At 42.5% G+C, this 18,472-nt stretch carries 13 protein-coding genes and 1 pseudogene; 8 read left to right on the forward strand and 6 right to left on the reverse strand.

Going from position 1 to position 18,472, the window contains the following annotated elements:
- Positions 1-42: 42 nt before the first annotated feature.
- From CXF81_RS11885 to CXF81_RS11895, 3 genes and pseudogenes are all read right to left on the reverse strand, one after another.
- On the reverse strand, positions 43-2,175 hold the full coding sequence (locus tag CXF81_RS11885) for an ankyrin repeat domain-containing protein (protein WP_101181573.1): 2,133 nt from the start codon (positions 2,173-2,175) through the stop codon (positions 43-45).
- Between the two features lie 633 nt (positions 2,176-2,808).
- Positions 2,809-3,093, reverse strand: a pseudogene (locus tag CXF81_RS20335) (transcriptional regulator).
- Complete coding sequence (locus tag CXF81_RS11895; protein ID WP_101181574.1) at positions 3,080-3,556, reverse strand: hypothetical protein; 477 nt, start codon at positions 3,554-3,556, stop codon at positions 3,080-3,082. Before CXF81_RS11895 ends, CXF81_RS20335 begins: the two are co-directional and overlap by 14 nt.
- An 836-nt stretch (positions 3,557-4,392) precedes the next feature.
- On the opposite strand from CXF81_RS11895, the gene CXF81_RS11900 reads away from it, so the two are divergent.
- Positions 4,393-4,947 (forward strand): carboxymuconolactone decarboxylase family protein, encoded by a 555-nt coding sequence (locus CXF81_RS11900; protein WP_101181575.1) that lies wholly within the window; start codon positions 4,393-4,395, stop codon positions 4,945-4,947.
- A 213-nt stretch (positions 4,948-5,160) separates the two neighbouring features.
- Here the strand turns inward: CXF81_RS11900 and CXF81_RS11905 are convergent, their stop codons facing one another.
- From CXF81_RS11905 to CXF81_RS11915, 3 genes are read right to left on the reverse strand one after another with little or no spacing between them, the layout of a single operon-like run.
- Positions 5,161-6,828 carry a general secretion pathway protein GspF gene (locus tag CXF81_RS11905; RefSeq protein WP_232771901.1) on the reverse strand — a complete coding sequence of 556 codons (1,668 nt, stop codon included), beginning with the start codon at positions 6,826-6,828 and terminating at the stop codon, positions 5,161-5,163.
- A 22-nt stretch (positions 6,829-6,850) separates the two neighbouring features.
- Positions 6,851-9,388 (reverse strand): LamG domain-containing protein, encoded by a 2,538-nt coding sequence (locus CXF81_RS11910; RefSeq protein WP_101181576.1) that lies wholly within the window; start codon positions 9,386-9,388, stop codon positions 6,851-6,853.
- A gap of 3 nt (positions 9,389-9,391) precedes the next feature.
- Positions 9,392-10,711: a hypothetical protein gene (locus CXF81_RS11915; RefSeq protein ID WP_101181577.1), complete on the reverse strand. Its 1,320-nt coding sequence runs from the start codon at positions 10,709-10,711 to the stop codon at positions 9,392-9,394.
- Positions 10,712-11,461: 750 nt separating this feature from the next.
- On the opposite strand from CXF81_RS11915, the gene CXF81_RS11920 reads away from it, so the two are divergent.
- The 7 genes from CXF81_RS11920 (at position 11,462) to CXF81_RS11950 (ending at position 18,462) form a co-directional block, all read left to right on the forward strand.
- Positions 11,462-14,188, forward strand: a complete 2,727-nt coding sequence (locus CXF81_RS11920; RefSeq protein ID WP_101181578.1) for a PD40 domain-containing protein — start codon at positions 11,462-11,464, stop codon at positions 14,186-14,188.
- Entirely contained in the window at positions 14,188-14,937 is a 750-nt protein-coding gene (locus CXF81_RS11925) for an SH3 domain-containing protein (RefSeq protein WP_101181579.1), read from the forward strand. The genes CXF81_RS11920 and CXF81_RS11925 overlap by 1 nt, the downstream gene beginning before the upstream one ends.
- A gap of 108 nt (positions 14,938-15,045) precedes the next feature.
- On the forward strand, positions 15,046-15,747 hold the full coding sequence (locus CXF81_RS11930) for an outer membrane beta-barrel domain-containing protein (RefSeq protein WP_101181580.1): 702 nt from the start codon (positions 15,046-15,048) through the stop codon (positions 15,745-15,747).
- A gap of 16 nt (positions 15,748-15,763) precedes the next feature.
- Positions 15,764-16,327, forward strand: a complete 564-nt coding sequence (locus CXF81_RS11935) for a TlpA disulfide reductase family protein (protein WP_101181581.1) — start codon at positions 15,764-15,766, stop codon at positions 16,325-16,327.
- Positions 16,328-16,332: 5 nt separating this feature from the next.
- A complete protein-coding gene (locus CXF81_RS11940; protein WP_101181730.1) occupies positions 16,333-16,617 on the forward strand; it encodes a DUF4266 domain-containing protein in 285 nt (94 codons plus the stop codon).
- A complete protein-coding gene (locus tag CXF81_RS11945) occupies positions 16,604-17,794 on the forward strand; it encodes a DUF3570 domain-containing protein (protein ID WP_101181729.1) in 1,191 nt (396 codons plus the stop codon). Before CXF81_RS11940 ends, CXF81_RS11945 begins: the two co-directional genes overlap by 14 nt.
- A gap of 2 nt (positions 17,795-17,796) precedes the next feature.
- Positions 17,797-18,462 (forward strand): hypothetical protein, encoded by a 666-nt coding sequence (locus CXF81_RS11950; RefSeq protein WP_101181582.1) that lies wholly within the window; start codon positions 17,797-17,799, stop codon positions 18,460-18,462.
- Positions 18,463-18,472: the final 10 nt, after the last annotated feature.

Raw genomic sequence — 18,472 nt, forward strand, 5'->3', positions numbered from 1 at the left:
AGATTAGCCCAATAGGCGCGTTTGTGATTGCTACAAACATCACTACATAACAATGCCATATTTATCTATCACGCGCTGAGTAGGTTCAGGATACATAATCAAGAGGTCTTGAAGCAGTTGCCTATGACTGTCTTCAATTCGCTTATTAGCTTTCAAAAGTTGTTGCACAAAGAAGTAATTTTGATATCCCTCAATGATTTCTGCGAGCGCAATATCCAATGCATCAAGTCCTATTTCTGGCTGTTCGATATCAACGCCCATGCGTATAAGAGTCCGCAGCCCTTGTTCATGCTTCTCTTTAATCGCAATAGTCAAAAGTCTGCGGTTCAGATAGTCAACAGAGTTAATATCAAACCCAGCTTCGACCATATTCTCGAGCAATTGCATGTCATTGGTTTTCAATAGTTTTGACATGACAAGTCGTACTGGCACTTCCATATTGTTCATAAACAATTCGAACACCTCACTTGACGCTACGCTGCTCATTGCATGAATCAGTAAACCGTTCTTAACTTGGTTTTGGTAGAAGGGGGCTAATAAATCACTTAACTCCAATGCCGTTTCATAGTCGTTGTTTAAAGTTGCCTCTTCAATTTTTTGAATTAGGGACGCATCCGGCAATTCTTCGGGCGTTTCAGCTTGAGTATATTGTTGCATAAACGAAGGTATATTCTTTGATCTTTCCAGGCCGATTATCAGGTCTATTTTTCGTTTCGATTTGTACTCGTCGATTAAGCTTAATTGTTCAATCGCTAAATCGGCATCAATAAGTTCATCGCTATATTCATTATAAATTTTGGAAGCTTGAGCATAGAGTTGCTGAAACTTTTCTTTTTGACTGTTATTTTGTTTGCGATCTTTAAAGTATTTTTGAAACGCCTTCACTCTCGCTAGCAACTCATCCTCACAATTCTCCAACAACGTAAATTCACCGGAAGTGTGCAGCGCAACAAGTTCTTGAACTAGCTCCGCTAATACCTTTTGTAGATGCTGGTCTTGTGCTTTTGACAATGTTGAAACTCGTTGATGTTGCTTGTAATAATTTTCTGCATCAAGGTTTGGAAATCGCTCACTAAGCGTTTTTTCAAATTGTTGATTTGGACTCGTCGTAAGAATGCCTGAGTCGAGCAGTACCTTAATTGTTTCATCACTAGCGAAAACATCTTTTAAAATTAGCATGCCATAACCACCTTGTAGCATATGTATCTCCTTGAGATTACTGAAAGGATCTACGCCTTGTTTTATCCAAAAAGTTGCCATATTAAAATCATAACGATTCAAAGCAGTCAGCACTAAGTTGGTAGATTTCTCTTTATTAGTATCAAAAACAGTACTCAGTTCAGTGCTAAAACTTTTCAATAGATGCTCTAAGACATCTGGTCGTTTGTTCAGAAAGGTTTCATCTAAGTCGACTAATTCTGCAAAATGAAATGGGTAACCTGCAGACTTAAATACATCGAGAATGGCCTTCATCGTTTTATTTGATTCAGCGTCAGGTTGCATGCTTATTGCAGTGAACATGGCTCTTTTCAATAAAGGCCACGAAGAAGTTGAATCACTCAAAATGCCATCTGATGATCCCGCAACAATGCCTGCTAATAAATTCTCAGCCAAAGTGTAGTTTCTTTCATCGATTGCTTGCAGGAAGTCGCCACTTTCAGGGTAGTTTGCCTTATCTCTTAAAGTCCTTTCTAAATGCAACTCTGGTTTCTTAAAGTCGGGTGACCTGAGATTAATTGCATCAGCAGCGGAGTTGGGTTCAGGAAAGTAATATAGCCTAGACATTCCAGCATGATAAAATGCGTTTTTCTCCCCCTCAGCGTTCAAAAGTTTCTGTTTCGCCAGACTCTGTAAGCTTGAAAAAAAATCGCCATTCATTGGGTGCTTTTTGAAAAGTCTTTTTACTTCCGCCTCACAGTGTTTTGAGGCTAAAAAAAATGCTGGTTGATTTGTAGAAGTGGATTCTGCTGTTTGGACTTTAGCTGATGACTCATCATCTAAAATAGCATCGTTATTAAGCAAAAGTGCGGAGCTTAGGGTTGACCTCGCTTCACTTACTTTCAAAGTTGGATCTGGGTCGACCAATACGGCGGCATCTTTGGTATTAACAGCGAAAAATACAACGGTAACTACAACAGCGATACCAATCAATATCGACAATCGTTTTAGACTCATTTCTTAACTTCCTTTTATCCTGTATCTTGCGGGTCACTAGCAACAGACGAATACAGCCCGCACTCCTTTGCTTACAATTCGTATTGTTGCATAAAAAAACGCTTCGGACTATCGTTCAAAGCGCTATTTCAGTGCTAAAGTTTTAAGAGTCCTATAGACTCCCGTTCCTCTTTTACTAGGAGAACTTACCTCGTTGGTTGGGTACAAGAAGAATTAAAACTATCGACTACCCCCTGTGGCAGATGTCTTTCATGATGGCTTGATTCATTCAAAAAGGAGTTTGTGGTGATATTTGTAAAACGTGCGCCCGTTAGTGTCAAATGCTAGTAGTCCTTTGGTATTGAAATCTTGAATATGACGCACAACGAGTCCTACCACGTCGCTATGAGGAGGTGCTTTGATGCTTTGCCAACACATGTATTGGCCCTTGAATTCTATATTGGCAAGTGTGACAAAAAATACCTATCTTACGACTGGCTCAATGGCCCCTTTTGGGATGTTTTGCGACTGTTTCTTTGCAGGAACCAATCTTATCGGGGCAGTCTATAACAGAAATATGAAGAAGAAACAGTTACAACTAATAATTGACTTTCGAATGCAGGTCATGAGTTTGGCATCTATGATGCAAAAGCTTTACCCTACAATGCTTTTTAGTGCTTTTACGTGTTCCTTGTAAGCTTCAGTCCCTTCTTCTGTTAACGATAACCAAGTGCGCTGTCTACCATTTTGTGTGGCTTTATTTATCTATAAATAATTAGCATCTGCAAGCAGTTTCAACTGTTTTGATAATACCGATTTACTGACAGCCAGCTTATCTTTTAAAAGGGCAAACTCCATTTCATCTACTAGCTCCAAAATTGCGCAGATCATCAAACGGTTGGGAGCGTGAATCAGCTCGTCGAAGCTACCGTAATTCATTCATTGCTTCCTTACTTACTGCTTGTGATAAAGGAAACCGATGACCAAGGTAGACGAAAACGATACCGGTAACGACTGGAACCACATAAACTCCCCAAGGTGCCAGTGCCTCGTAGGAATAGTTTGCAATATTATCGCTGAAGAAGCCAAACAATAACCCGACAGCAAGCGCAAAGTATGAAATCGGTTTACTAGGGAACCATTTAACTTTTAATCCTTTTTTATTGAGATAACGACTCCAAATGACCAGTAATACAATTACACTTATCGCTATAAAATGTTGAAACACTTCTGATAGCATGAGCTTACGATTAATCAATTCAAAGTACACGAACCATGTCATAAGAGTGCAGAGAGTAATATTTAACCATAATGGCATTCTAGCGATGGATGATGCCCTTGCTTTTTGTTGCTCAATAAGGTGCAACGCTGATTTAGCTTCTTGTACTGTCGTTTTATTCATTCTCTTTAATTCATAGTTGGAACTGAAGTGTTGAAACAAAAAAATGAGCGAGCATTAGTAAGAACTGAATGAGGATTTTTATATAGTGCTGTGATGTTCGTTTTGACTGCTCACAGCTTTACATAGGAATATTTTTTTGCTGATGAAGTGTTGGAGCATCTGAATGTCTGCAATTGGATGGAACTTCCCGTCGCAATTGATTCAAAAGTATGACCGAATCAAGCTCAAAGCTTTAAAAGCTAATGAAGACTTCTACGTCTCCTAACTGCCCATTTGAGACCGCCATCAGATTATTCTTGCGACGTTGGCAAATGGCACTGCGCAGTAATTCAATAAAAAGCTCTTACTGTCCGCTTTCTTCCATTCCGGCTAGTTCGCTTATCCATAAGCTCTGAGTTCCAAACATTAATTTATCGAATTATTATAATAATTGGGCTTTGGATTTTCTCAGTTCCAAACTTTACGAAGTTTTGACACAGTCTAGGTTCGATAAATCGCGGGTTGCAAGACGTTTCAGTTTCACACATTAATACACTCGCACATCTAAATCTCTACACCCGTTGACTTTACTATACCAATCGGTACAATAGCCTTTAATTAAACTATACCGATTGGTATAAATTAGCGGCGACGCAGATTTACACAAGGTACTTCTCTCCAATTATTGCAATACGCTAAGGGTCAACTGATTTCATATGAATGAAATTAGGAAATTGATTGCCCCTTTTATGGTGGTTGCAGTGTAGAAGCTTTTCGATGTATCAATTCATCCGTAAATTTCGTAACTGTCACATGTAAACGTAAGTTGAAGTAACTTTTCATTTAAAGGAAATCCAATGACATCATTAACTATTCACACAATTGAATCAGCTCCTGAAGCAAGTAAACCATTATTGCAAGGCTCTCAAAAAGCGTTTGGTATGATACCTAATTTGCACGGCATTTTAGCGACCTCACCACAAGTACTCGAGGGATATCAGAAGCTACATGAATTATTTTGTAATTCCTCATTTAATGCCCAAGAGTTAACCGTAGTTTGGCAAGGTATTAATGTTGAACACGAATGTCATTATTGTGTTCCTGCTCACACAGGTATCGCGCATGCAATGAAAGTAGATCCTGCATTAACGGATGCGCTGCGCAATGAACAGCCGATGCCAACAACAAAGTTGCAAGCGCTACTAGATACAACTCTGATCATTGTGCGAAACCGCGGCCACATTAGCCAAGAACAATTAGATAGCTTTTACGCAGCGGGTTATGGCGAACAACATCTACTGGACATCATTTTAGGATTATCGCAAAAGGTGATGAGTAATTACATTAACCATATTGGCAATACACCTGTAGACGAGTCATTCGAGCAATTTGTGTGGCACAAAGCTAAATAAAAGGCTCGATTTAAGCTTAATATAAACGACATGTAAATTAGATATAAAGACAAGTAGAAGCTCAGTTTAGCCAAGTTTCTACTTGTATTGATGCCGCCATATATTCAGTATTATAATGCCGTTAAGCATTTCTGGCGGTCACCCATGGCGAGACAATTCCTTCGAAATTATTAAACTCCACAACTTAACCAAAGCCAGTTTTTATTCCACGTGCTAAGTAGCAATCACCCCATTTACGATAGGTTCAAATGCGGTTAATGAATCCATTAAGGCTGCGTTACCCAGCCCTGTTTGTGGGAACAACGTGCGCATTTGCCCCTGCTCACCGTGCAAAGCAAGGTAGTTTAAGATAACTGTTTCGACTAGCAAGTTTACGTTGTTTGCTGCCGGTGTTGCTGAGGTTTCAACAGAACCATCGCGACGCATATAACCAATTTGTTGGCTAACCGCTTGTTCTTCTGGTGTACCACCAATTAATTGAGGGGTGCCGTTAGGATTGTAGACCATGAAAAAAGAAGCGGCTGTGGACGAGTTATCGCCCGTCCATACACCTTTACCGCGACCGTCTTCAGAGTCATCTATCATACCGTTACTAAATACTGAGCCATCGCTGACAACATACATCATCACAGGAACACCAACGCGAGCTGCATATTCCAATACTGCACCCATGCATTTGCCAGCGCGCAAATCTCTTACTTCTCCAGTTGCTCGATTACCGGTGTGATAATCATAGCCGCCCATGGCGATGGTACCCGCGCCTGCAAAGCCGTTCATTACCAACTTCATTACTGACGCTGTTTTTTGAAACTCACGGTCACCGTCAAATTCTGCTTGGGTGAAAATGCCGGCGTCACCCACAATATTAGGATCAAGTTCAGGGTTGAGTGAGGATGGGTCGCCAAACCTATCCGCAATATCTGCGCTTTTCACGTAACCACAACGCACGAGCTCTTTTAAGTTGTCGTCGCCACTAATTTTTGTATCGACGCGATCGAGCTTCATGTCACTAATACGTTGAACCGACTCCATTACCGATACGGCGTCTTCTTGGCTTAACAAGCCCACGAGGTCGCCGGTATCAACCAAGCCGGTTACGTCGGACGGTCGGTCAACTTTAGTTGGCCGTTTTGCCGGGTCAATCAACGCAGCAGGTGCCATAGAGCTACCACCACTGTCGGAATTTCTTGAGCCAATTAAGGTTAGTAACGAGCCGTCTGAACCTGCACGATTGATACCATACATTGGATTGTGAGGATTGTTACCAGTGTCATTTTCTGATCGAGCGGGAATAACGGCACCGTTTACATTGGCACGGTTACCTACTGCTAGTTTATCCTGAATACCACGTAAAAATGCGCTGTCAGCGTGAAATGCCAAACCTAATTCATTATTTATAAAATCGGATAAACCGACTTCCGGATTCGCAATACTCGGCACCATGTCACCAGGTAAGCCCTGACGGCTATAACCTTGTGTGCTTAGAAAGTCCATTTGTCCACCGCGGCCGCCAATTAATACATTTGAGCCCGCAATATTGGCACCACCGGCTAAATCGAATACGATAAAAGGTATTTTTCCCGCTCCTTGAGTAGCAATACCGCAGCCTGCTTTTAAGGCCTCTAAATCAGGTGATAAAGATGCATATGCGTTGCCAGAACCTGCCAACACACTCAATACCGAACCGCCAACAACAGCGCCCATACCAACCGTAAAGCCCTGAGCTAGGAAGTCGCGTCGTGTTACTGGTTTGGCGTGGTCTTGGTGAAACAGCGGTGCATCTGGATCCGTTCCGTTCCCCCCACCCATGCCACCACGGTTTGTCTTTGCGCTGGCACCGACGGAGTATTTTTTAGAAAATGTACGTGTTGTTTTTTTCATTTTAATCACCTATTCGCATCTGCTATTGCATAACAACAGCAGCACTGCCGAGAACGGCTGCGCAAGTTGCTTTTGCTACTGTGGGTATAGTTTGTGCTGAACAAGAATTGCTATTTGAACAAGTTGTTAAGCGATCGATTAAGTTGTTTAGCTCAGCTGATACATCTGCAGAAGCGGGTTGACTGCTCAGGCCGCTGCCGATCATACGGTCGATAAGCGGATTAACTAACGCTGCGCGGTCATTGGCGTCGAAACTATTGTTAGCTGACATAGTGAAGTCGAATTGTGGGAAGTAGCTTGCTCTTAGGCTATTGTTTTCAACCATCACATCACAATAGCGTATTGCCATTTGCGTGATTGCCATTTGGTTTGAGGCTAAAAAGCTTTGCATGTCCGTTATGCTGGGCAGTTGTTGGCGCAACTGTTGATAGGTTGCGTTGACGTCTACTTGTGAAGATGACACACCGGTAAGTGCGGCCATGCTTGCATTTACTTCAGCAAAGTTTCGAATACCAATATCAGATTGTGGCGCTAAGTCGACGGGTTGCGCTGCTACTGGTATGTCGGCAGTTGGACGCAAAGAGACCGCATCTCCCAATACTTCAAAGGTGAGGAAAAATTCGTCTTGGACAGGCCCTTTTTGCACTGGAATAATAGTGCCTTGTGCAGAGAGTTGCTGTCCTAAATCATTACTCGCCGCTTGTAGACCATCAACGGTTAGGTTTAATGTTGCGAATACTTGGCCGCCTTTTGATTCTCGTCCATTCACGCCAATACGAACGCCGGTTAACGTAATGCCATCCAGATTTGCATTTGCATCAAGGCTTATCATTGACGGTTCGGTGAATAAGTAGCTGTATGAATCAAACTGGCTCACTTCAAACACAATGTAGCTTTGCGGGACATTAATGATTTCTGAGACACCGAATAAGAGGAAGAATTTCTCACCTACACCGGCATCAAAGTTTTTCACTATTTGTTCTGAGGTCAGTACACGATTGTGCATAGCGGCCATTCTAATGGTACCTGCCCATGGCACATCACCCGAGACTTCGTTACCAAGGACGAATGCGAAACTATCATCCCAGTCACTCAAACCGGCCGCTTCAATCGTGTCTTGGTCATCTGTAGATTCGCCATTCACATAAATTTGACGACCGCCAACACCATCATAATTAACCACGACATGTTGCAGTGCGGCTTGCAAATCTTCATCGGCATCACGCGTACTTAGCGCAGGCATGCCATTGGTATCGGTATTGCCATGGCGCAATAGCATGTCGTAGTTGTAGAGCGTTTGACCCAGAGTGAAGTTACGTCTGTCGCGGCCACCTGAATAGCTGACAATACGCGCAGGCCCTTCTTGTGTGACGTTTGCAGGAGCAACCCACGCTTCGATGGCAAACTCGCCGGTAGAGACAATCAAATCATGGACCTTTTTACTGTCGGTAGTGGAACCTTGTGCTTTACCATCAGTCAGTTGAATACCGTTACCGCCAACCCATTCGTAAGCGCCGCTTAGGGTAAGGTTGAGTGCGGGCTCTACGCCACTGGTATCGTAGGCAATATTACCCGAAGCAGTTTTAAACTCCCACTTTGCAATAAGGTTAGATTCAAACCGACCACCGCCGGTGGCAAGGGTGCCATCAAATAAAGTAAGTGCATGTGAGCTAACTAGGTTTGCGTCTAGTTCGGTCACGTCAATAGCATCTGCCATGGCTTGAATAGCGACTGCTAGGGCTTGACTATCAGCCTGACAATTGTCTGTCCAGCAGTTATGAAACTCATCTCGTAGTCGCGCCACGATCCTTGAATCTTCTGGTAAATCTAAGTTCATCTTCGAGGTTGCCGCGGCATACGCTTCAGCAATATCGGATGAGGCTAAGTAGGGCGATATAGGGATCGCAGCACTTGATTGGTGGCAGTCAACACAATGTGCAAGTAACACAGGATAGACATTTGATGCAAACAAACCTGAGTCTGCTGGGAAATTCTTATTTGCACCAGGAATTTTAACCATTGGGGCATTGAGTTCTATGCTTGTTGCCACCTGTTCCGTACTTACCCAATTGCCAATCCATGTGCTAATAATATCAGCGCAAGCAGATGCGTCGCTTAACCAGCAGTTGTGTCCGCCAGCCACTTTAGTAACGAGCGCAGAGTCAGCGATACGCGAGGTATTAATAAGACCGTTAACCTCTGCATAAGCAAGGTTTATATCATCGAAGCGAGCAAAAGGGGGTGATTGCTGGTCTTGAATATGACAAGCACCGCAACGATCTGGTTTTGCCAGGTTATCCCAAAGAGCCAACTTAAAGTTTTGCACATCGGTAGTTGCCGGTGCAGGACCTGTATAATTCAAAGCAGGCTGCTGAACTGGGGGTGGCAAAGGTGTTAGTTCTACGCTGGTATCACTACCTCCGCCGCAACTTGCAAGTAGCAAAATTGCAATACTAGCAGCTCCAATGTGACGAACCGCTTGGAAATACCTCGACGCACCACCGCGGTAACTTGTGCTTAGCATCGTTTGCAAATTAGAGTTTGAAATTGAGTTAAACATGTTTTATTCCCCCTTGCAGTAGTCTGCAGTCGCGGCAAACACGTTTTTAATATTGTAGTTGTTACCCATAAATTCAGATTGAATTTGAGCAATTGCTGTGCGGTCAGCCTGATCTTGAGGTGAACGTAAACAGACGTTCTTAAATACTTTCTTTACCTGACAATTTGCAAAGGTTTGACTGTTAGCAAGCTCTTCACCCATTGATTTAGCGCCACTACCTGTGCCAGAAAGTTGGTTGGACCAACCAATTGTTTGGTTTTGCCCGGTGCGCCAATAGTTGTCCCATGTATCATCCATGGTGACATAACCGAACGGGAAGTTATTCGAGTTTATCCAGTATTTAGCTTGTACTCTTAGCTGCGTTTCAGGATCGACTTGCCCTTCAGCGTTATAAACAATTTGACCATTTTCGCCATCAGGGTCGGCTTCAACGTTGTAGTCATAGTTATAATAAGCAAAGGCTTGAGCCAATGGGTCCATACCGGAATGACAACCTGAGCATGAGTTTGTAAAAATGCGGCTATCACCACCTGGGCTGCGACTCAAATCTTGCCGAATTCTGTCTGGCGGACTGCTGGTATCCTTAAACGCTTCAAGGTCAGCACACATATGGTTCATGAGTGTAAAGCGGAACATGGCGCGGTTTGTGCCATCTTTAAAGAATGCTTTGGCGGCGCCTCTCGTTGTCATTACGCCAGCAGTCGCTTGTGCCGGAATGCCAGTCAGCGAGGACTGTGTGGTTGCCACTAAAACGCTCGATAGGTCTGCGCCTTCATCTTCTAGGGTTGCATAATGTGCATTATTATTTGTACTGTATGCGGGTGCGCCCGCGTTGACATTTGCTACATATAAAATGTCACCGCTTAAGATTTGGCGAAAATCAACTTCATCTCTAACCACACCAATGACGGTCGCTGTGTAGTCATTCAGCGGCGCGAAAACGTCAAACTCTTCATTCGTCCACGGTGTAACCCAATTCTTAATAGTGACGTTATAAAAACTGGGTGACTGCATCGCAATTTGTGCTGCGCCTTGAGCATCGCCTGCTTCTATTAAGTCTGACATTGTCTGAATTACTGCTGTGGTGCCTGGAACGCCAGCCAAACGATCGTGCATGCGTTTAGCTTGTTCTAAGGACCCGGCAGATACTAACGCACTGGTTAGAATAAGCGGCACAGCGAAGCAAATCAGCTTTAGCAATTGCTTTATAGTCATATTTACTTGATGAAAAGCTACCTTATAAAAAGCTACCTTATAAAAAGCTACTTTATGAACAGAAAGGTGATTAAGTGGGTTATTTGATTCTTTTGCCAATAAATACATCGAATCAACTCCTTTTTTGAATGTGAATTATGTTATACCCGCCTTTTACGTATCGTTAGTTATTCTCTGTTAACAATAAGTGTTTGCCCGTATACCGATTAATTACACAATCGATGGTTGTATAAAAAACAAACGGCATTAAAGAGCCTAGTTTTGCCTGCAGTCAATAAATGTGCCTAACTTTTTAACGTGTTGTTTTATAACCTTTAAAATAAACTTTATTGACCTATCTTAGTTACTTCATCAAATTAAAACACAGATCAGTGTTACCTAAATGCAACACTTAAGCAGTATGCTTTTTAATTTCTTAGTCTGAATGAATCCGTGATGAAGATCGCCTTTGTGATTTTTAATGGGCTGGAGGGAGAATATTTTATTATTCGTGGCATTAATGCGCTTTTGATAATTGCCGACAACCTATTACTAAGGAAAATAATTATTATATCAATTTAATATAAATCGTCGAACAATTTACTATTTTGGTTATTAACTGTCGCAATTGCGGGGTTAAAAGTATACCTAAAGGCACGGTATAAAAATTAATCCTTAAATATAGAAAACAAGATTGTTGTACAGACCGCTTGATGTAAGGCTGTCATTTTCATATCAAAGTGTGCCTGGTAGAGCGTCGAATAAATATACCTTTCGCGTTGGGTAAATAGAGGCGTTGCACTTTAGTGACAGTATAAATAGGTAAGGTAGGTAAGTATCGTAGCGGTGCAGATTTATCTTCATAATGAGCAGAATAATATGATGACTGGTAATCCAAACACTGACTATTTGTTAAAGAAATCACTGAAAAAGCTACTGATTTGCTCATGCGTATTTGTCATTGCCGCTTGTGGCGGTGAAGATATAACCAACCAAGAACAAGAGCCTGATCCGGTTGTAGTCGATGTACCCATTGCCGTTGTGAAACGTGACTTAAGAGTTGAAGGTGCAGACATGCAGCGCTCTATTACGGCCCCTGCTCTTTTTATTCCTGGTGCATCGTTGATTTTAAAAGCGCGCGCCAATGCAACTGCCATTGAAGTTAATATTACCGAAAACGTATTCGAAGACCGAGTAGATGAAGAAGGCAATCGTCTACCTATTGATATTAAAGATTTAGAAACTTCTTATGACGGTTCACGTCTTATTTTTAGTATGCGGGCTCCAGAAGATGAAAATGCCGATGATGACGAACAACCGACGTGGAATATTTGGGAATACCTTATCGAAAGCAAACAGTTACGGAGAGTTATTTCCTCTGATATTGTTGCACAAACAGGCGAAGATACCGGCCCGGTTTACTTAGCTGACGGTCGTATATTATTTAGCTCTACTCGTCAACGTGGCAATCAAGCACGTCTGTTGGATGAAGGTAAGCCGCAATATGCTGGTTTAGAGGAAAGTCTAGATGTGCATGCCTCGGTATTGCACATTATGGATGCTAATGGTGAAAACCTGGAACAAATTTCGTATAATCAAAGCCATGATTTAGACCCATTGGTAATGCCTAATGGCAAAATTATCTTTAGTCGTTGGGATCAATTTGGTGGCAGCAAAGGCGTGCATCTTTATCAAATGAATCCGGACGGCAGTGATTTAGAAATATTGTATGGCCGCCACAGTCATGTCGATTCTAATGGCAATAACGCAGATATTAATTTTACGCAAACGCGCGTGACACCCGATGGTCGTATTCTTGTCGCACTCACTGCGTTTGAAAAAGAAGAATTAGGTACTGATTTTGTTACTATTGATGTGGTCAACTATATCGATAACTTTACGCCTATTGCTGCGGCAGATTCGTTAACTGGTCCGGCGCAAGAAAAGGCATTGTTTGAAAACATTGATATAGAGGCAGATATTTCTCCTGGTGGTTATATTGCCGCTTTATATCCTTTGTTTGACGGCAGCGGTCGTCAACTATTTAGTTGGAGCCAATGCCGTTTATTAGCTCCGCCGGCAGATGATGCCGGCGCGGATGAAGTGCGTTCGGTAGTGCCTTGTTCTCCTGAAACACTACTTGACCCCAATTATGAAAAAGCACCTCCGCTATATGGTTTATGGATGTTTGACCCAGCTCAAGGCACGCAGTTACCTTTAGTTGTGCCTCAAGAAGATGCTTCTTATTCGGAAGTTGTCGCGGTTGAAAGGCGCCCATTTCCTGCGGATCCATCATCAACCATCGATACTAGCGAAATAGGCTTATTTGATGCCAATATGGGGATTATCCATATCCGTAGCGTATATGATTTTGCGGGTGAAGACCTGAGTCCACAGGGCATTGTGAATATGGCAAATCCTACCGTAGTCGCTCCTGACCAGAGACCCGCTCGTTTCCTTAGAGTTATTAAAAGTGTGTCTATACCCGATGAAAATACCCTAGACATTGAAAATAGTGCATTTGGGCGTTCAAGAAATCAATTAATGCGCGAAGTGCTCGGCTACACACCGATCCAACCCGATGGATCGGTTAAAGTAGCGGTGCCAGCTAAAGTGCCTTTCGCGATTAGTATTGTCAATGCACAAGGTAAACGTATTTCTGCGCGCCACCAAAATTGGCTTCAAGTCGTACCTGGTGAAACTAAAACCTGCAGTGGTTGCCATGATGGTAGTAATAATTCTGATATCACCAAGCGCCCGCACGGTAGAACCGATGCGGAAACGCCTTCTATTAACAATGGCGCACCAAGTACCGGCGTGCCCTTCCCTGATACTAACCCTGCACTTTTTGCAGATCTAGGCGAAACCATGGCCGAAACCTTTACACGCATCAACGGTGTACCTGACTTAACGCCTGATATTTTGTTTGCAGATATGTGGACAGACCCGGCAGTGCAAACGCCTGCTGATAATATTGAATACCGGTATGCAGATTTGCTAACGCCACTGCCTATTACGCAAAGTTGCGCACAAACGTGGACCTCAATTTGTCGCGCCGTGATTAATTTTCCAGATCATATTCAACCGCTCTTTGAACTCGACCGTAAAATCGTTGATGCCGATGGTTTGGTGGTGACAGATAACACCTGTGTGGCTTGTCATAATCGTTTTGATGCCGATAACCAATTACAAGTCCCCGCTGAGCAACTAGAATTAACTGGTAATCCGTCGCCAGCCGATGCAGAATTATTGACGAGTTACCGCGAACTCATGTTTAATGATGTTGAGTTGGAATTAATTGACGGTGCTCTTTTGCCGCGTTTAATACCTGTTTTTGATAACAATGGTGACCCAGTATTTGAGCTCGATGAAGAAGGTGAGCTTATTCTCGATGAAGACGGCAATCCAATTCAGGTAACACAGCAAGTAGGCGTGGGTAGAGCTATGAGTGTAAATGGTGCCAGTAATAGCGCTGGATTTTTTGCTCCATTCGAAAGCGGTAGTCACCAAGGTTGGTTGAGTCCAGCTGAATTAAAAATGATAAGCGAATGGCTCGATGTCGGTGGCCAAAACTACAATAACCCATTTGATGCACCAACAAATTAATGAAATTAAACCCACACTTTTTATGTATCGTTATTATGGCTTCTGCTTTTTTTAGCATTGCAGCCAAAGCCGACGACTTAGTTGTAAGTATTGTCGAACCCTATGTCGACTTTCGGACCGGCCCTGCCAGCGAATACCCTATTTTTCACGTTGCTGAGCAAGGTGAAACCATCACCATATTGAAAAAGAAAACCGGCTGGTATAAGGCCATTACTTATACAGGCCAAGAAGGCTGGGTCTCAGCTGTTCAACTTGGTAAAACTATTAAGCCCAGTGGCGAGCTACTCTATGTGCCAACAGGCAGCTTCGAAGACTACACTAATCGTACTTTTGAATTCAGTGCTTTTGGCGGCATATTAGAGAATGTGACTGCAATGTCAGTTGCTGCTGCCTGGAACGTTACGGGTAACTTAGTTGCCGAAGCAACGTATACCCAAGCGCTTGGCGATTTCTCTGAAAATAAATTATGGTCAATTAGAATACAACACCATGTTTTCCCTGAGTGGAAAGTAAGTCCTTACTTTACAATTGGAGCCGGTGGCATAAATACGCGCCCTCGTTCCAATTTAGTGCAAAGTGGCGATGAGGTTCGCATGAGTGATTTTTATGAAGTAGGCGCAGGTTTACGTTATTATTTTGCGCGCAATATGGTTATAAAATTTGAATATCGAAATATTATTGCGCTAACAGATCGCGACGACCAAGAACAAATTGAAGAATTTAAATTAGGCTTTTCGGTATTTTTTTAGCTAATAAGCCATCAATAAACGCAATCAATAACTAATAGATAGGCGATAGCCGTTGATAGATAGCCGTTGATATCGCGTTAGCGTGAAACCCATAGCATGGTGAAATGAATGAAATTTAATAAAAATGTCGTAGTGAGCACAGTTGTCTTATTCAGTATTAGTTTGTTCAATGCACACGCAGTTGCGCAAGGCTCATTAGTAAAAAGCTCATCAGCAAAAAGCGCAGCGCGTCCGATGCAAGCAAATACCGATCAGCCTCCGGCATTAATTGACCCAAATATTGAACGTCGTGAAATTAATGAGTCGGATATTGATACCGAAGACCTTGAAATAGGTATTTTTGGTGGATTTATTGTGATTGAAGATTTTGAGTCAAGTGCGGTTGTTGGGGTCTCTTTGGCCTATCATATTAATGAAAACTTATTTCTTGAAGCCCGCTACGCACAAGCAACTGCAGGGCAAACCAGTTTTGAAAAATTATCTGGAGGTGCACCCTTCTTAACCGAAGAAGAACGTGACTATACGTATTATAACTTATCAATAGGTTACAACATCAATGGTGAAACTTTCTTCACAGATAATTTAGTATTCAACTCAGACATTTACTTTACGTTGGGCGCGGGCAGCACCGAATTCGGTGGTGACGAGCGCTTTACGATAAGTGCTGGTGCCGGATACCGACTGCTGTTTACTGATTTTTGGGCATTAAAAGTAGACGTACGTGATCATGTATTTACCAGTGATATTATCGGCGTAGAAAAGGACGTTCACAATATAGCAATTACGCTAAGTACAACGTTCTTCTTTTAATTGACGGGATCAAATAATGACAAACATAAATACAGCGTTAGCAACCTCAATATTCGCCAAACCGACATCAGCAATGCGCATGCATCAGTTGCTAGTGGCTGGGGCTGTGGCAGTCGCGTTAGCGATTTGTAGCATCAACGCGATGGCAAAACCGGTATCCGGTGAGGAGTCTCCTGACTTTACTTTAAAGAGTCGTGATGGCGGCAATATTAAACTATCCGAACAACGTGGCAATATCGTACTGGTTAATTTCTGGGCGTCTTGGTGTGGTCCATGCCGTGAAGAATTGCCAGCGTTTGAAGCGCTATATCAAGAATACCAAGATTTAGGTGTTGAAATACTGGCCATAAATGTGGATGACGAAGCTGAAAAAGCCAACGTTTTATTGCAAGACATTGAAGTGAGCTTTCCGGTACTGTTTGACACATCTGGTGAAGTAAGCCAATTGTATGATGTCAGCGCAATGCCCACTACCGTTATAGTTGACCGCGATGGTAACGTACGTGTGTTGCATCCTGGTTACCGTAAGGGTGATGAAAAAAAATATGAAAAAGCGATTAAATTGCTAATGAGGGAATAGTGCACATGAGATTACTGAATAAAGCGTCTATCCGATTATTACTTGTAGCCTGCATCGCAATACTCTCTAGCGGCTGTGCAAGTACGTTTGAAAGTATCAATGAGAGTATCAACCCATTGGCTAACCTAGAGCCTTGGGTTAAGCCTTATGAGCGCAGTAATTTAGCTGACCCTATAATGAGTATGAATCGTAATCCGGTGGCTTTGGCGTATGCCAAGCACGTGTTTGAATCTCGCGAAGGTGCGCGTGGTGCCGATGGCGGCGCAGGTGGTGGTTGTGGTTGTAACTAAAATACAAACTACGCAGGCTATTGCTCAAAATCTGACTTTGGTTAAGCCTGTGTCAGTCGTTTTAGGCCTGATTTTAAGCTTTTTGTTTATGGGGCCGATTAAGGCTGCTGTGCTGCCTATTGAGCGCGCGGATGTGCTTTATCATTTCTACGAAGGTGATGGCGTGACAATTGATGGACCGTCGGTGTTATTGCGCAAAAACATTGCTGGCAAAGTCTCGGTGTCAGCAAACTATTATGTTGATACCGTTTCAGGCGCGTCAATTGACGTGCGCGCAACGGCGAGTCCATATGAAGAAGTACGTAAGGAAAAAACCGTTGGTTTGGATTACCTAAATAACAAAACATTATTAAGCACGAGTTTCACTAACAGTAGTGAAAATGATTTTGAAGCCAATTCCTTTTACGTCGGAATTAGCCAAGACTTTTTCGGTGACTTAAGTACTATTTCATTAAGTTATTCGAAAGGATGGGATGTTGTTGGTCGTCGCGGTGATGAAAGCTTCGAAGAAGAAGCCGACCGTCAAAAGTTTGGTTTAGGTTTTAGCCAAGTGGCTACAAAAAGTTTAATTGTTGGTTTTAACGTTGAGCATATCTCGGATGAAGGTTATTTGAATAATCCATACCGTGCAGTGCGTTTCCTTGATTCTTCGACTGATCGTGGCTTTAGTTTCGCGACAGAAAAATATCCGAACACGCGATCAAGCACTGCTTATTCGATAAATGCTAACTATTATCTTCCTTATCGAGCTGCTATTTACGGTGACGCTAGAATATACAGTGATACTTGGGGTATAAAAGCGCAAAACGTTAAGCTAGGTTATATACACCCGATTGAAGATGATTGGATTTTTGAAGTGTTTTTACGTCACTACAAACAGGATAAGGCGGATTTTTACCAAGATTTATTTAGTCGCCCCGATGAGTTTAACTTTATGGCTCGCGATAAAGAAATGAGCACTTATACAGGCTTAACTGCAGGCATAAGTGTGTCCTACGAATGGCAATTCTCTCAAACTGCTACTTTTAAAAAGAGTGCAGTGCATTTTGAATGGGATTACATGAAATTTGATTACGATGACTTCAGAGATGCCACGGCGCAAACACCTGTGGGTGAAGAACCATTGTTTGGATTCTCGGCAAATGTGTTACGCATATTTGCTTCAATTTGGTACTAGATATGACAATTAGACATGCATCAATCCATACTGCAAATGATTTGCGAAGCACCACGCGCATTGTTGCTTTGCCATTAATTAAGAATGTATTAGTGCAAGCGTGCTCAGCGATTATGTTGTTAATTGCAGTGGCACTATGCGCCAATAATGCAAATGCGCAAGAAGACTCAAGTGATGCGCAAATGCCTGTACTAGCCGAAGTTACAAATCAACCTGCGGTTGCGGATAGCGATTTAGCGGCTGAAATGGAAACGCTCAAACAAGCATTAGTGAATTTGAATCGTGATTTGTTTATTTTGGAAGAGGACTTGTTATTTCCATCAAGCACCCAGATTGCCGTTTATTTATCCCTAGACGTGGGTGAATACTTTAAGCTCGATGCGGTTGAGTTAAAGATTGACGGTAAATTAGCAACTCATTATTTGTATACACAACGCCAAGTGAATGCCTTGTATAAAGGCGGTGTTCAGCGTTTGTTCGTCGGCAATATAAATCAAGGAGACAGAGAAATATCTGCGTTCTTTATCGGTATAGGACCTGAAAATAGACCTTATAAACGCGCTGTTACATTGAAGTTTGATAAAGACGATGAAGCCGCCACGATAGAACTGAAAATTGTGGATTCGACATCAAAGCAACAACCTACTTTTTCAGCCATATTACTTTAGGTCGACTTGC

The sequence above is a fragment of the Glaciecola sp. 33A genome, from assembly GCF_002836745.1.
Classification (GTDB): Bacteria; Pseudomonadota; Gammaproteobacteria; order Enterobacterales; family Alteromonadaceae; genus Glaciecola.

Coding starts and splice junctions, on each gene's coding strand:
- CXF81_RS11885 (WP_101181573.1), bottom strand. CDS start 2,175: ATGAGTCTAAAACGATTGTCGATATTGATTGGTATCGCTGTTGTAGTT.
- CXF81_RS11895 (WP_101181574.1), bottom strand. CDS start 3,556: ATGAATAAAACGACAGTACAAGAAGCTAAATCAGCGTTGCACCTTATT.
- CXF81_RS11900 (WP_101181575.1), top strand. CDS start 4,393: ATGACATCATTAACTATTCACACAATTGAATCAGCTCCTGAAGCAAGT.
- CXF81_RS11905 (WP_232771901.1), bottom strand. CDS start 6,828: ATGAAAAAAACAACACGTACATTTTCTAAAAAATACTCCGTCGGTGCC.
- CXF81_RS11910 (WP_101181576.1), bottom strand. CDS start 9,388: ATGTTTAACTCAATTTCAAACTCTAATTTGCAAACGATGCTAAGCACA.
- CXF81_RS11915 (WP_101181577.1), bottom strand. CDS start 10,711: ATGTATTTATTGGCAAAAGAATCAAATAACCCACTTAATCACCTTTCT.
- CXF81_RS11920 (WP_101181578.1), top strand. CDS start 11,462: ATGATGACTGGTAATCCAAACACTGACTATTTGTTAAAGAAATCACTG.
- CXF81_RS11925 (WP_101181579.1), top strand. CDS start 14,188: ATGAAATTAAACCCACACTTTTTATGTATCGTTATTATGGCTTCTGCT.
- CXF81_RS11930 (WP_101181580.1), top strand. CDS start 15,046: ATGAAATTTAATAAAAATGTCGTAGTGAGCACAGTTGTCTTATTCAGT.
- CXF81_RS11935 (WP_101181581.1), top strand. CDS start 15,764: ATGACAAACATAAATACAGCGTTAGCAACCTCAATATTCGCCAAACCG.
- CXF81_RS11940 (WP_101181730.1), top strand. CDS start 16,333: ATGAGATTACTGAATAAAGCGTCTATCCGATTATTACTTGTAGCCTGC.
- CXF81_RS11950 (WP_101181582.1), top strand. CDS start 17,797: ATGACAATTAGACATGCATCAATCCATACTGCAAATGATTTGCGAAGC.